Source organism: Geovibrio sp. ADMFC3, assembly GCF_054687035.1.
Map to the genome: position 1 here is coordinate 2,220,153 of NZ_BAAFZG010000002.1, position 13,648 is coordinate 2,233,800.

Consider the following 13,648-nt stretch of genomic DNA (forward strand, 5'->3'; position numbering starts at 1 on the left):
TATGGAGAATGTTGAATAATCCGGTGAAGCATGTATGAAGTAAGCGACCTTCTGGAAGAGATGAATGAGCGTAAGCCACTTGTGCTTATTGTTGATGATGTGCCAAAAAATATTCAGCTGCTTAGTCTTATCCTCTCCAGAAAAAATTATGAAATAGCCTTTGCCGTCAGCGGTGAACAGGCTCTTGAGATGCTGGACAGCATAAGCCCCGAACTCATACTCCTTGATATAGTCATGCCCGGCATGGACGGTTTTGAGGTGTGTGAGAAGATTAAGGCGAACCCTATAACAGAAGGAATCCCCATTATTTATCTCACAGGGAGAGCATCTGCCGAGGATATTAAGAAAGGGTTTCAGACCGGTGCGGTGGACTATATCTCTAAGCCTTTCAACTCGGAAGAGCTTCTCGCAAGGGTGAGAACACATATTGAGCTTAAACGAAATCAGGATATGAAGGATTCACTGATAAGCCTGCTTCAGAAAACTGTAGCCAGATTCAAAGATATAGCAGAGCTTGTGCCTGATTCTGACGAAGTAAAAGGAACTGATGATATAGCGGCTGTTATTGAGAATTTTGTCAGAGATAAACTTTAAATGCTTGATTTTTCCACAGATATAATAGCTGAAACCGAAAACTGGGTGGCGGTTCGCAAACCCCATGGTCTCCATGTACTCCCCGATAGATACGACAGCACCATTCCGACTATTACTGAGCTTATGCAGGAGCGTTACGGACGGCTGTATATTGTTCACCGTCTGGACTCCGGCACAGGGGGAGTGCTTCTTCTTGCCAAAAATGCCGCCTCTCACCGTCATTTGAATATGCAGATGGAGAACGGTAGTGTGCAAAAAACTTATCTGGCTGTGGCAAAGGGTATTTTTCCGCATCCTGTTTCATTGATGCTCCCCATCGCAGTCAAAAACCAAAAGGGGAGATACCGCATTAATTTTAAAAGCGGCAGAAGTGCCAGAACTTCTTTTATACCTGTTGAATACGGCAGCGGAGCATCGCTGGTTGCTGCAAAACTGCATACAGGCAGAACTCATCAGATAAGAGTTCATCTGAAGGCCCACGGGCATCCGCTTGTGCAGGATTGGCTCTACGGGACAAAAACAGAAGACAGACGATTAAGTCTTTTTGCAAAAAATATGAAATTTATTGACATAGACGGCACTCATGTTATCCTGAATGCCGAACTTAGCTCTTTTATGACTGATACCTTAAAAAAAATTGGAATTTGTAAAGATACCTCTTGCAAATTAAGGGAAGTTGTCTTATAAGGTTTGTTCTTTGGAGGAGTGTCCGAGTCTGGCTTAAGGAGGCGGTCTTGAAAACCGTTGATGGTGTGAGCCATCCGTGGGTTCGAATCCTACCTCCTCCGTTTTGTAAGTTAAAGGAAAGGAGTGGTGGCCGAGTTAGGTCGAAGGCGCTCGCCTGCTAAGCGAGTGTACGGTCTTAATACCGTACCGAGGGTTCAAATCCCTCCCCCTCCGTTACTTTTATAATAGGAGAGAGAAACTATGTTGAAAGCAGTCTATGTACTACTCATTTCGGCTGTTATCTTCGCTTGCTCACAGAAAGCAGAAGAAACAAAAACAGAGGAGCCGGCAGCTCCTGCAGTAACTCAGGAACAGGTAGCGGATAACTATACCACAGTTGACAACCTTACTACTGAAGCTCCTGCGGCAGAAGACAACGCAACAGTTGAAGGTGGAATGGAAATGGCAGATAACGCCACACCTGCAGCTGATAACGCTTCTGCTAACTAATTCTTGAATTAGCATAAGAGGGAAAAACTATGTTAAAAGCACTCTATCTTGTACTCGTTTCTTTTGTTATCTTCGCCTGCTCACAGGGAGTAGTGGATGATAAAAAAGAAAGCGGAACGCCCATGGCGCAGGAACAGACAGCAACTGAACAGCCCGCAGGTGATCCCCACGGAATAACTGTTCCCAAAGAAAAAAGGGTTTCTATCCCCAAAGAGATCGCTGACAAGTTCAAAAGCGTGATCATCGGCGTGAAGAACGAGAAACAAGGTATAGATGTGCAGACAGAAGTCCTTATCGGTCAGAAGTCTGAAATTCAGGGGACTCCCTTCACTATACTTGTAGAACACTACCTGCCCGAATTTGTTATTGACGGCGAAGGAGTGTACACCACAAGATCTGGTGAGGAAAATAATCCCGCTGTTAAAATTAAGGTTTTTGAAGGCGAGCAGGAAATTTTTGATGGCATGCTTTACAAAAATTTCCCCGATATGCACGGTTCATTTGCACATCCCGATTATGTGCTGACCCTTATCAAATCCGTAGTAAAGTAAGTTAACATTTGTTTGTTAACCCAGAGGGGTTTTGACCCCTTTTATATATGGAAATCCCCCGTCTCTGCCGAGGCGGGGGTTTTTTTATGCGGTCGAAGACAGAACACCACGCTTTTAAGCGTGGATGAATGAGCCTTTCGACGGTATACTTTTCTGCGGTCGAAGACAGAACACCACGCTTTTAAGCGTGGATGAATGAGCCTTTCGACGGTATACTTTTCTATGGAAATCATTAAGACCTCTCACAGTGCTTATTACTTGAAATATCATGTAGTTTGGGTTTGTAAATACCGTCGAAAGATCCTGAAGCCTGGTGTCTGTTCTTATATTCGTAAAACGTTGCCCAGTTTATTGAGAAGTATGCCTGGCGTTGAAATAGAAGCCATTGGCTTTGACTTAGATCATTTGCATATGGTTATAATTATTCCTCCCAAATATAGTATTTCAGATGTTATGGGTAGATTAAAAAGCCAATTGGCTTCCCGTATGCGAAAATTTTTTGATTGGTTAGAAAAAGTATACTGGAATGAAAATATAGTGTGGTCGCCAGGCTACTTCGTTAGCAGTATTGGTTTGAATGAAGACGTAATTAAAAATTACGTCGAAATGCAAGGGCAACAGGATTCAGGACAGCTCAAGATTGAGCTGTAAAAAACATGCGATAGCATGGCGAAAGCATAGAACCCCGGGTTTACCCGGGGGTATCTATGCGGTCGAAGACAGAACACCACGCTTTTAAGCGTGGATGAATGAGCCTTTCGACGGTATACTTTTCTATGGAAATCATTAAGACCTCTCACAGTGCTTATTACTTGAAATATCATGTAGTTTGGGTTTGTAAATACCGTCGAAAGATCCTGAAGCCTGGTGTCTGTTCTTATATTCGTAAAACGTTGCCCAGTTTATTGAGAAGTATGCCTGGCGTTGAAATAGAAGCCATTGGCTTTGACTTAGATCATTTGCATATGGTTATAATTATTCCTTCCAAATATAGTATTTCAGATGTTATGGGTAGATTAAAAAGCCAATTGGCTTCCCGTATGCGAAAATTTTTTGATTGGTTAGAAAAAGTATACTGGAATGAAAATATAGTGTGGTCGCCAGGCTACTTCGTTAGCAGTATTGGTTTGAATGAAGACGTAATTAAAAATTACGTCGAAATGCAAGGGCAACAGGATTCAGGACAGCTCAAGATTGAGCTGTAAAAAACATGCGATAGCATGGCGAAAGCATAGAACCCCGGGTTTACCCGGGGGTATCTATCTATTTATTTACTTTTGAACATGTGTCCACTCTTGCTTTTTGGTATCAGGTATTTATCCGGTTTCTTTTGACATCACTCTCATGCCTGTTATAATCACCCACCCGGAAAGCCTGTGGATTTACGGGATTATGTTTTAAAGCCCGTAAATCAGCAGAGCCGTTCTATTTGGGTATTTGGAGGTGAAAGTGGGCTTGCTGACAACAATAGGTGGAATGCTATTGATGGTATTAGTAATGGGTTTGATTTCTGTATATTTATACAGCAATGTGTTATTGATATGTAGGCTATGCAGGAAACTGTGCAGCTTTGAACCGGACAGGTATGCAGTTTTCAGGAAAATGACCCTGACAGCCGGTGGTTTTTATGTCGCCGGAGCTACTGCTGCACATTACTTCAAAAAACATATGGCAGGGGAAGACGTTTCTGAATATGCAGTAAAGGGTGTGATGCTCCTTACCTTTCTGCTCCTTATTCCTGTCGGTGGATGGATTTACGGCAGAGTGTTCAGCCATTCAGGTGATGATTCTCCCATAGGTTTTGGTAAAGGGCTTACAATTTATACCGCACAGTTTGCCTATGTAATTGCGGTGGTTATCCCCATAACCATAGTGACAGCGCATTTTTCTTCCTAGCTGTCAGCTATCTTACGGTTATAGGTATAACCAGGCTTGTTCAAAAAGCGGGTTCTTTTTATAAGAGCCCGTTTTTTTCCGTAAAAAAAGCCCTGACCACCTTAAGGTGAACAGGGCTTTAAAGCATATATTGTAGTATCTTCTACTTATCCATTAGCTCTTTAGCTATGCCTGCTGACATCTCCATAATGTCTTTATGAAGGCTTCCGCCGTGAGAGTCCATGGTTACAACACAAGGGAAATCCTCAACCTGAATTACCCAGAAGGCTTCGGGGGTTCCGAACTCTTCAAGTTTGTAAACCGTATCGACCTTTGTTACTTTCTTGGCGATAAGTGAGCCTGCTCCGCCGACTGCGTGGAGGTAGACCGCTCCTGTTTTTTTAAGTCCATCAGCTGTTTTAGGACCCATGCCGCCTTTTCCGATAACTGCACGTACTTTGTATTCTTCTATAACATCAGCCTGATAGGGTTCTTCTCTGGAAGAGGTGGTAGGACCGGCTGCAACAAAGGAGTAAGAACCGTCCGTTCCTTTTCTGACAACAGGACCGCAGTGGTAAATAACAGAACCGTTAAGGTGTTCTCTTATGAAGTCCGGTCTTTCCTCAACCATGAGCTTGTGTGCGGCATCTCTTGCTGTAACTATTGTTCCCGTAAGCAAAACCTCATCACCGACCTTGAGGCTTCTTGCTGTCTCTTCAGAGATAGGAGTTTGCAGCTTAATCATAGCTCACCTCGCTTCCTTTGATAATCATGGTTTTCCTGCGGTAAGCCCAACAGGTGTATGATATTGCAACATAATAGGTGGCGGGGTGTCTGTGCTGAAGACCGATATTTACTCCGAGAACAGTTGTTTTACCGCCGAAGCCCATGGGACCAATCTTAAGCTTGTTGAGATCTTCTATGAGTCCTTCTTCAAGTTTGGCGAGTTCAGGATTTTCGCTTCTTTCGCCCAGTGTGCGGAAAAACTGTTCTTTTGAAAGGGCATAGCTGGTAACTCTGTCACCGCCGATGCCGACGCCGATTATACCGGGTGCGCAGCCATATCCCTGAGCCTTATGAACAGCATCGATAATAACTTTGCGTACGCCTTTAAGGTCACGTCCTGCTTTGAGAGCAGCATCGGGGAGTCTGTACTGTGTTCCAACGTTTTCAGAACCGCCGCCTTTGAGCATTACTCTTACCCTGATTTCGGGCTTATCCCACTGGTGGAAGTGCATGTAAGGAGCGTTTATTCCGATATTGTTGCCTGTGTTTTTACCTGTGATGGGGTCAACCGCATTGGGGCGGAGATACTGAAGCTTTGTGGCTTCCATTGCTGCCCATTCAAGAGCCTCACGGTATTTCTTTTCGCTTTCGCCAACGGGGAAATCCACATAACAGATGATAGATCCCGTATCCTGACAGAGAGGCGTAGACGCTTCTCTTGCGAGTTCGATATTTTCGACTATTGTGCCGAAAACGTTTTTTGCGGATGTTCCCTCGTCCTCATTGTCGTATGCCTGCCTGATCGCCTTTTCCACATCCGGTGCAAGGTCTGTGGAGGCTTTGCGGAGCAGTTCCAACATAGCATTTTTGAGTTCCATAGCCACCTCATTATTCAGCTATTGAAAAAATTAATAGCGTTATTTTGCGCTTATACTCATATGTAACCCAAAAAATGTTATATTTCAATAACGGCTTTAAACAGGTATTAATTTATATTATACAGATAAAGCTCATAATGCTCACAGGTATTTTTAAAACAACGATTTTTTAATGTTAGAAGCATCTAAGTATGGTAAAATTATTACAAGGCTGTTAGATTTAATATAATGCAGAATAACTATCAGTAATTTTATAATAAAACACCGGAGGAAAAGAATGAGCTTCAGGATTGAGAAAGATACCATGGGTGAAATCAGGGTTCCAGACAGGAATTACTGGGCGGCGCAAACTCAGAGAAGTCTGGAAAACTTCCGTATCGGCACTGAAAAGATGCCGCCTGAGCTTATTAAAGCTTTTGCTGTTCTTAAGAGGTCACTGGCTGTTGTGAATAACAAGCTGGGCAAGCTTGATAATGATAAAACAAAAGGAATTGTGCAGGCATGCGATGAAATACTTGCAGGAAAGCTTGCGGACCAGTTTCCCCTTGCTGTATGGCAGACTGGAAGCGGAACTCAGACCAATATGAATCTTAACGAAGTAATAGCCAGCAGGGCAACAGAGATTATGGGCGGGGATTTCCGCACGAAAAGGCTGGTTCATCCCAATGACCATGTGAATATGTCTCAAAGCTCAAACGATACATTTCCCACGGCTATGCATATTGCTGCTGTCACTGAAGTGGAGGATCTGCTTCTTCCTGCTTTGAAAAGGCTCAGAGACACGCTTGCTGCAAAGAGAGATGAATTCGCCGGAATAGTTAAAATCGGGCGTACTCATCTTCAGGATGCAACTCCTCTGACATTGGGGCAGGAGTTCAGCGGATATGTGGCAATGCTTGAGACAAACTATACCCAGCTTGAGGGATCACTTGAATATGTCCGGGAGCTTGCCATAGGCGGAACAGCAGTAGGCACAGGGATAAACGCTCACCCTAAACTTGGCGTTATGGCTGCAGAGGAGATAAGCTCGTTTACAAAAAGACGCTTTGTTTCCGCCGCAAACAAGTTTCAGGCGCTTACATCTCATGATGCTCTTGTTTATGCAAGCGGAGCTGCAAAAGCCCTTGCTGCCAACCTGATGAAGATAGCCAATGACGTGCGCTGGCTTTCATCCGGTCCGAGATGCGGAATAGGTGAACTCAGGATACCTGAAAATGAACCCGGCAGTTCCATCATGCCCGGTAAAGTCAACCCTACTCAATCCGAAGCGGTGACTATGGTTGCGTGCCAGGTGTTCGGTAATGATGCGGCGATAGCCTTTGGTGCGAGTCAGGGGAATTTTGAGCTGAATGTTTTCAAGCCTGTGATAATCTATAACTTTCTTCAGTCTGTACGGCTTCTGGCAGACAGCATGGATTCATTTAATGAACATTGCGCTGTGGGTATAGAAGCGAATAAAGATGTGATTGATAGCTATCTTAAAAATTCTCTGATGCTGGTGACTGCGCTTAACCCTTACATTGGGTATGAAAATGCCGCAAAAATAGCTAAAACAGCCTACAAAGAAAACTCTACTCTGAAAGAGACTGCGGTAAAACTCGGTCTGCTCACTGCGGAGGAGTTCGACAAATATGTGATACCTGAAGAAATGGTTACACCTAAGGAATAAACATGGGAAAAGGGGCTTTAGCGAGCCCCTTTTTTATTTTGAGCAGTACTCTATCTTTTCAAACAGCATGTCTTTTATGACAGGCTTCACGATTGAATCAGTCACAGAGTGGTCGCTGTTGTCATATTCATATGCAGATATGACAATAATGGGGACACCCGGTTCAACTTTGCGTATTTCGGATATCATCTCCCATCCGTCCATAACGGGCATCTGGAGATCTGTCAGCACCATGTCCGGTCTGTGTTCCAGAAACATGGAGAGACCCTCTTTGCCGTCTTTAGCGGGATAAATCTGACCGACACGTTTCTGCAGGACACGAGTAACCGCCATTCTGGTGACGGATTCATCCTCAACATAGAGTATGCTCAGATTTGATAAGTCCTTTGCCATCCATCACCTCTGACGATATATTTCACAATTGTAATATGGAAAAGCGATAATATCAACGTTATTGCAACAAATAAAAATGTAGTTAAACTATTATATCTCTAAAAAGGCAAAAACGGTATTGTTCTCTTTTATACTGTCTTTAAAATTTTTAAAATTGCTGCTGCTTTTGCATATGAAGGATATGACTGCTGCATAGGGAACTAAAACAGGTTCTTTGAAAAAATCCCTCTTTGATGCCGTCAGGCGCAGAAAGAGATTCTCAAATAAACACGCTGTATTTACGGATGCGTGGTAGTCCTTAAGAGGCAGCCACAGGAAGTCGGACTTTGCTTTTGGATCAGCAGGGGCATATTTCAGATGTTTATCTGTCACCAGCCCCGTCCATTTTCCGTTTTTATAGTAGCCAAGGGATGCCTTGAGATTAACACATGTATAATATCCCGCATAGGCGATACTCACCGGAGGACGGTAGGACAGCGTTATGCGGACTGTGCCGTTAAACCTGCCGTTACAGACCATTTCAGGAGGAACCGGAACTGCTGATGTTTCAATGAATGAACCTTTTTTATATATTCCGGTGTGGATGATTGTTATTGTGTCATCATCTGTTGTCATCATTTTTTCCGGTGTTTCAGGAAGACCCCAGCCGGTATATATTCCGTCAGCTGCTTCACCTGCTGCTTTATGGATCAAAAGAGCTTTTACTGTGTCCACTGTGGCTGCTTTGTCCAGAAGTGTATAAAGTTTAGCGGCTGTTCCCGCCACAGAAGGCGAAGCATGGCTTGTTCCGGTGTCTTCTGCTATCTCGTTATATTTTCCTATTGAGAAAACTCCCTTAGGTATATTTTTTCCGAATCTGTACTCGTGAGTTCCACCGTAATAAACAAGTTCGGGTTTAACGGATGAAAATGCCCCCCTTCCTCTTCGGGTGAATAGTGAAGGGGAGTTGAACGGTGTGAGATTTGTATCAGTGTGGCTCACCGAGCCGACAGTCAGAGCAAACAGACTTTCAGCAGGTATGGTTATGATGTCTTCGGCTCTGGGTTCATCTTTATTCCAGTCTCTCAAAGGAGAATAGTTGCCGGCGGGGAGAATGAAGAGAACATCCTGTTCCCGCTGAATGCAGTCAAGAAGATAAGCGAACAGGCTTATGTTCTCTCCTGCGGTGATATTTGTGCCGAGTGAAAGATTCCAGATTTTAATTTTGTCCCTGTATTTAGGAACAACAGTTCTTAAAATCTTAGCAAGACGGGCAAGGTCGGGCGGTGTGCCGTTTCGTCCGGGCATAACTGTCACATCGAGAAATTCTGTTCCGCCGAAGCTCTCCCCGCAGGCAAGGGCACGCCCGGTTACAAAAGTTCCGTGAGCAGGGTCAATAAGTTCTTTCTCAACAAAAAGTTCTTTCCCTGACTCCCATTTGCGCAGGAAGGAATTTTCCGCAACTCCTGAATCTATTATTCCCACAGCAGGGTATGCTTCTCCGGCTTTTTTTTCCATCACGCAGTCTGAGAAAAGATCTTCATGTCGAAGGTAATGCTCTGTTATTTCGATCATCTCAGGTTCAGATATCTCACATATATAACTGTGGTTAAGAATGGTTGTCAGTTTAGGCTTGTAGTCTGAGAGATACGCCTCAATAAATATAGAATCAGCGATTTGCGGGTGAATTTTCAGGGAATGCGCACCGAGCTTGTTAAGAAAGCCTGCTACTGTTTCGGCTGTGTCAGGAAAAGGAAAGCATTTAAAACGGATTGTCTTGCCGGATGATTTGTCGAAAATAGCCTTCTTAACAAAATTATGAGAAATCTCAAGCTTTTCATTAGGATAAAACCCGCCTATATTTTCAATGTGAGTAAGAGATGCTTCAAAGGATTTGCTCCTGCTGAAACGCATCACGGAACAGATCCGTTCCAGCTCACTATCGTCCGAAACAGGGAACAGAAAGCCTGTGTTTCCGGCTGAACCTATGAGTGATATTTTTGCAGTTTCCAGAAAGCTGTAGCGCAGAGATTTCGCCAGAGAGTTTTCCCGCAGAACAAATTTTTCAACGACAGGAAGCCCCTTGTTATACTCAAAGTTTCTGTAAAATCCGAACCCTTCCTTGACCATGCGGACAATGGTTCCTCTGTTTATGGAAGGGTATCCTGATGTGCGGGGTTTTACCGGAACACCGGATACCGGACGTGCTTTTACAAAGTTTTCAGAAAACTCCATGAACAGTATGGGGTTTTTGAAGTTTTTCCCCATTATTTGGACTCCGGCAAAAATGCGGCTTCAAAGCGGCCGGATTTTATTCTTTTGAACCCTCAAAAACTTCCACCAGAGGCACAATTACTTTCTCAATATTTTTAATATTTGAGTAATTCAGGCGGTTTATCCGTTCCAGAAGCACCTCCCATCCTGCGGGGATGGGTATTCCTCCTGATGATGAGAGCTGTTGGAGTATTTGCCTGTTGGCATTCAGGTAATGTTCCAGAGGAGCTTTTTCGTAAAAGAATTTAATGTCCAGCCCGAAGTGGTCAGCAAGTATTTCGAGTTTTGCGGCGTCAATATTGCCGGACTTCTCATAATGCGATACGGCCTGCTGGCGTACGGAGAGGATGTCCCCGATGTCAGCCTGAGATATTTTAAAGTGTTTTCTGAGGGTTTTTAATCTTTCTGCTAAATCCATAAAAATTAGAATACATGAAACTTGCGTAAAAGAGTAACAAAAAATTTTTGTTGACTGATACGCACGATTTGTGTAATAACAAGTATTATTTGTTAATTTGGAGGCGGATGGTGTATAGGGAGCTGGAGTGGGAGGAGAAAAGCATTAGTAACGAACTGGCAAAAATTCCTCATGGGTTTTTATCTGTATCGCAGGCGGCTGAGGTTCTTCAGGTTAATCCGCTTACGGTTAAAAGATGGATATGGCGTGTTGAACTGCCTGCATGGAACACACGGACTGACGGCAAAGGGCATTGGAGGATAGCAAAAGAAAGTATTTCTGAATTTGTCCAGAAGCGTAATTCTATGAATATAGATTTTTATGACTGATTTCATATCAGAATTATCTTAGTGTAAAAAGTTGAGTAATAGTATTAATATCCATTAATATATTATGGGTTTATCATTGCAAGTGAGTATAAAACATAAATAATTATTTTATGAAGCTTGGTTTATCAATAAAATCAAAAGAAACGCCTTTAAGTTTTTTGAAAAATAATGATACATTGTGTGAGTTGGTCTTGAAAATATTTGGCGGTATTACTTATGACTGAACAGGAGTTTTTTGCAGTTCTTTCTGAAGTCATTTCAGAAATCCAAGCTAAAGGAGCAAATTATTTAAAGTCTTTAAGCGACTCTGATTTTGAGGAAGTGATTTATGATGCTCTCCTCGATAAAGGTCTTCTAGGAGTTGAATATAAAAAAGGTAGCTCTGTTTTTCCTGATATAACGTATGAAAACTATGGAGTTGAAGCCAAGACCACTCTAAGAGATGGATGGACGACTTTAGGTGGGAGTATAATGGAAGGCACTAAAAAAGAAGGAATTGACAGCATATATATAACTTTTTTAAAGAAAGGCGGAACTCCTGAAATAAAAATTGGCAAGTATGAAGAATGTCTGAGTGATATAAAGGTGACACATTCTCCGAGGTATGAAATAAATATGTTTCTTGACGAAGCAGATAATATTTTTAAGAAACTAGGAATTTCTTATGAAGAATTCGCATCCTCGGGTAACAAAGTCAAAATATTAAGGCAATACCACAAAGAAAAGCTTAAAGATTCTTATCCGTGGTGGATAGAAGAAGACGGGGACAAAACAAGCGATATAACAATAAGAGAGTTATCATCTTTGATTAAATCAGAACAAGCTCCAATTGAAATTGAGTTGGTTGCTTTACATCCAGAAATTATTGGTAGTCAATATGCTGCCGCATCAATATATCTCCTTACTAAACATAATCTCTTTGATAAAAGCATGAGAGACCGATTCACCGCCGGTGGGAGGGTAACTAGTGTGATTAATAGTAGGAGTTGCAATTATTCTCGTATTATAAAGTGGGTAATAAAACACTGGACAGAAGTGAAAGAATACTTGCGTGATAATAAAGATTTATTTTTTGTTATAAATAGTATTGAACCAACATGTAATATCGTCCAAACATGGATAAATATGGCTAACGATGCTTTTGAAAAATCAAGAAATTCAATTAAGGTTGATGGAGCTGATAAATCATTAAAATATTTTCTGACAAAAATACTTTAGAATCCCCAATGTATTAATGCCTTCTCCACAGACTCAGCTATATGCCATGCGAGTACCGGAGGGACTGCGTTTCCAATAAGTTTGTATGCAGCCGATGGGCTACAGTGAAAAATATAATTATCTGGGAATGATTGTATTCTTGCGCATTCCCTTATTGTGAGTCGTCTATTAAGCTCATAGTGAAATTCTATATTTCCGTGATGCTCTGCCCTGATTGTGGGTCCGGGGAAATCTCTTTTAATTTTTTTGTTACCTTGACAATGCTCACCATAATTACGGGCTTTGGAATATTGATTCTGATTAGGGAAATCTTTTTGCTCTTTAAGATCGTCTATTGCTTCTTCTGATGTTACCCAATTAGGTAGATTTGAATCACTGTCTGGTGAGTGCGTTGCGTGGGGAAAAGAGAATGCACTAGCGTCAAGATCATTTCTTATACCGACAATAAAAACTCTTTCTCTTGTTTGTGGAACACCATAATTTGCTGCATGAAGAAGATCGCTAAATATCTTATAGCCATGGAGTCCTGTATTAGAAAAATCTTCTTTGATAATATCAATAGCGTCCCCAAGGTTTGTAAGTCCTTTAACATTCTCAGCTACGAATATTTTAGGGTTAGCCATTGAGATCACTCTCTTCATTTGTTGGTATAAGCGTCCTCTGTGAGCATCAAGTCCTTTACGCTTGCCAGCTACACTAAAATCCTGGCATGGAAACCCACCTATGACAATATCCGCATATTCTGGGAATATGAACTGTCTGTCATCAATGGGTAAAGAAGATAAGTGGTCAAGAAAACTACAAATATCCTGATTAACCGAATTATGTCCTAAATTTTTTTTATATTCATCACAAGCATGATTAGAAATATCATTTGCAAACTTTATGTCAAAATTATGTTTTTGATATTTCTTTTTCAAAAACTCAAAACCGCCCATAAATCCTAAATCCATCCCGCCGCATCCACTGAAAAGTGATACAATAGAATAAGAGTTAACAGTTTTGTTAACAGGTCTAATGAATTCTCCGAGAGCTTGGTTTACTATGGTTGATATACTCATGTTATTCTCTTTTACATATTTGTCTAGTTTATCGGAAATATCAGGTTTAATATAAAATGTCCTACGGTTACCTTGTCTACACACGCTGTCAGACGATGGTTTTGGTCCTCTTTTTTTCATAACATAAACCCCGTAAACAATGTAAACATAATAGCATATACTGCTTAAACGTCAATGTCTATTATTTGCTTAAAATATCAAGAAAATTTGTACTTAAGGGCGCAATATAGCATAAGATTTGCAAATATCCACGAGGTGCCATAAGTGAAAGCAAAGCCTGAGTCCTCGGAGAAATGTCTTTACAAAAGCATAAGCCAAGCTTTTATTCATGGGCCGGAAACAGAGAAACATGCACTTTGTGTTTCTATTATGTTTCCGACAGCAGCAGGTTAACGAGCGTATATAGAATACTTTTTGGTTTTTGCCGGCATTGGTCTCTTTTTTAGTGTGTCTGAAAATCATTTATCT

General features: G+C 41.9%; 16 protein-coding genes and 2 tRNA genes. 12 read left to right on the forward strand and 6 right to left on the reverse strand.

Annotated features, from left to right (window positions below):
- Positions 1-30 precede the first annotated feature (30 nt).
- The 9 genes from ACYRYY_RS10910 to ACYRYY_RS10950 all read left to right on the forward strand — a co-directional run bounded on the left by ACYRYY_RS10910 (position 31) and on the right by ACYRYY_RS10950 (position 4,217).
- Positions 31-594, forward strand: coding sequence for a response regulator (locus ACYRYY_RS10910; RefSeq protein WP_460215641.1), 564 nt, complete (start codon positions 31-33; stop codon positions 592-594).
- Entirely contained in the window at positions 595-1,281 is a 687-nt protein-coding gene (locus tag ACYRYY_RS10915) for an RluA family pseudouridine synthase (protein WP_460215642.1), read from the forward strand.
- Between the two features lie 12 nt (positions 1,282-1,293).
- Positions 1,294-1,382, forward strand: a tRNA-Ser gene (locus ACYRYY_RS10920).
- A 19-nt stretch (positions 1,383-1,401) separates the two neighbouring features.
- A tRNA-Ser gene (locus ACYRYY_RS10925) sits at positions 1,402-1,494 on the forward strand.
- A gap of 27 nt (positions 1,495-1,521) precedes the next feature.
- Complete coding sequence (locus ACYRYY_RS10930) at positions 1,522-1,770, forward strand: hypothetical protein (RefSeq protein ID WP_460215643.1); 249 nt, start codon at positions 1,522-1,524, stop codon at positions 1,768-1,770.
- Between the two features lie 29 nt (positions 1,771-1,799).
- Positions 1,800-2,321: a hypothetical protein gene (locus ACYRYY_RS10935; protein WP_460215644.1), complete on the forward strand. Its 522-nt coding sequence runs from the start codon at positions 1,800-1,802 to the stop codon at positions 2,319-2,321.
- 222 nt (positions 2,322-2,543) lie between these two features.
- Positions 2,544-2,972 carry an IS200/IS605 family transposase gene (tnpA, locus tag ACYRYY_RS10940; RefSeq protein WP_460213496.1) on the forward strand — a complete coding sequence of 143 codons (429 nt, stop codon included), beginning with the start codon at positions 2,544-2,546 and terminating at the stop codon, positions 2,970-2,972.
- A gap of 125 nt (positions 2,973-3,097) precedes the next feature.
- Positions 3,098-3,526 (forward strand): IS200/IS605 family transposase, encoded by a 429-nt coding sequence (tnpA, locus tag ACYRYY_RS10945; RefSeq protein WP_460215563.1) that lies wholly within the window; start codon positions 3,098-3,100, stop codon positions 3,524-3,526.
- Between the two features lie 277 nt (positions 3,527-3,803).
- Complete coding sequence (locus tag ACYRYY_RS10950) at positions 3,804-4,217, forward strand: hypothetical protein (protein WP_460215646.1); 414 nt, start codon at positions 3,804-3,806, stop codon at positions 4,215-4,217.
- A gap of 142 nt (positions 4,218-4,359) precedes the next feature.
- Here ACYRYY_RS10950 and ACYRYY_RS10955 read toward each other — a convergent pair whose 3' ends face one another.
- Positions 4,360-4,941 (reverse strand): FumA C-terminus/TtdB family hydratase beta subunit, encoded by a 582-nt coding sequence (locus tag ACYRYY_RS10955; protein WP_460215647.1) that lies wholly within the window; start codon positions 4,939-4,941, stop codon positions 4,360-4,362.
- The gene (locus ACYRYY_RS10960) at positions 4,934-5,800 is read right to left on the reverse strand and encodes a fumarate hydratase (protein WP_460215648.1); all 867 of its coding nucleotides are present in this window, start codon (positions 5,798-5,800) and stop codon (positions 4,934-4,936) included. Before ACYRYY_RS10960 ends, ACYRYY_RS10955 begins: the two co-directional genes overlap by 8 nt.
- Before the next feature lie 277 nt (positions 5,801-6,077).
- On the opposite strand from ACYRYY_RS10960, the gene fumC reads away from it, so the two are divergent.
- Positions 6,078-7,469, forward strand: coding sequence for a class II fumarate hydratase (gene fumC, locus ACYRYY_RS10965; protein ID WP_460215649.1), 1,392 nt, complete (start codon positions 6,078-6,080; stop codon positions 7,467-7,469).
- A gap of 33 nt (positions 7,470-7,502) precedes the next feature.
- On the opposite strand, the gene ACYRYY_RS10970 is transcribed toward fumC, so the two are convergent.
- From ACYRYY_RS10970 to ACYRYY_RS10980, 3 genes are all read right to left on the reverse strand, one after another.
- Complete coding sequence (locus ACYRYY_RS10970) at positions 7,503-7,862, reverse strand: response regulator transcription factor (protein ID WP_460215651.1); 360 nt, start codon at positions 7,860-7,862, stop codon at positions 7,503-7,505.
- A gap of 90 nt (positions 7,863-7,952) precedes the next feature.
- A complete protein-coding gene (locus tag ACYRYY_RS10975) occupies positions 7,953-10,109 on the reverse strand; it encodes a S8 family peptidase (protein ID WP_460215652.1) in 2,157 nt (718 codons plus the stop codon).
- Between the two features lie 43 nt (positions 10,110-10,152).
- On the reverse strand, positions 10,153-10,533 hold the full coding sequence (locus tag ACYRYY_RS10980) for a helix-turn-helix domain-containing protein (protein WP_460215653.1): 381 nt from the start codon (positions 10,531-10,533) through the stop codon (positions 10,153-10,155).
- 107 nt (positions 10,534-10,640) lie between these two features.
- On the opposite strand from ACYRYY_RS10980, the gene ACYRYY_RS10985 reads away from it, so the two are divergent.
- Both ACYRYY_RS10985 and ACYRYY_RS10990 read left to right on the forward strand, forming a co-directional pair.
- Positions 10,641-10,901: a helix-turn-helix domain-containing protein gene (locus ACYRYY_RS10985; protein WP_460215654.1), complete on the forward strand. Its 261-nt coding sequence runs from the start codon at positions 10,641-10,643 to the stop codon at positions 10,899-10,901.
- A gap of 216 nt (positions 10,902-11,117) precedes the next feature.
- The gene (locus ACYRYY_RS10990; RefSeq protein ID WP_460215655.1) at positions 11,118-12,119 is read left to right on the forward strand and encodes a hypothetical protein; all 1,002 of its coding nucleotides are present in this window, start codon (positions 11,118-11,120) and stop codon (positions 12,117-12,119) included.
- Here the strand turns inward: ACYRYY_RS10990 and ACYRYY_RS10995 are convergent.
- A complete protein-coding gene (locus ACYRYY_RS10995) occupies positions 12,116-13,300 on the reverse strand; it encodes a DNA cytosine methyltransferase (RefSeq protein WP_460215656.1) in 1,185 nt (394 codons plus the stop codon). The genes ACYRYY_RS10990 and ACYRYY_RS10995 overlap by 4 nt on opposite strands.
- Positions 13,301-13,648: the final 348 nt, after the last annotated feature.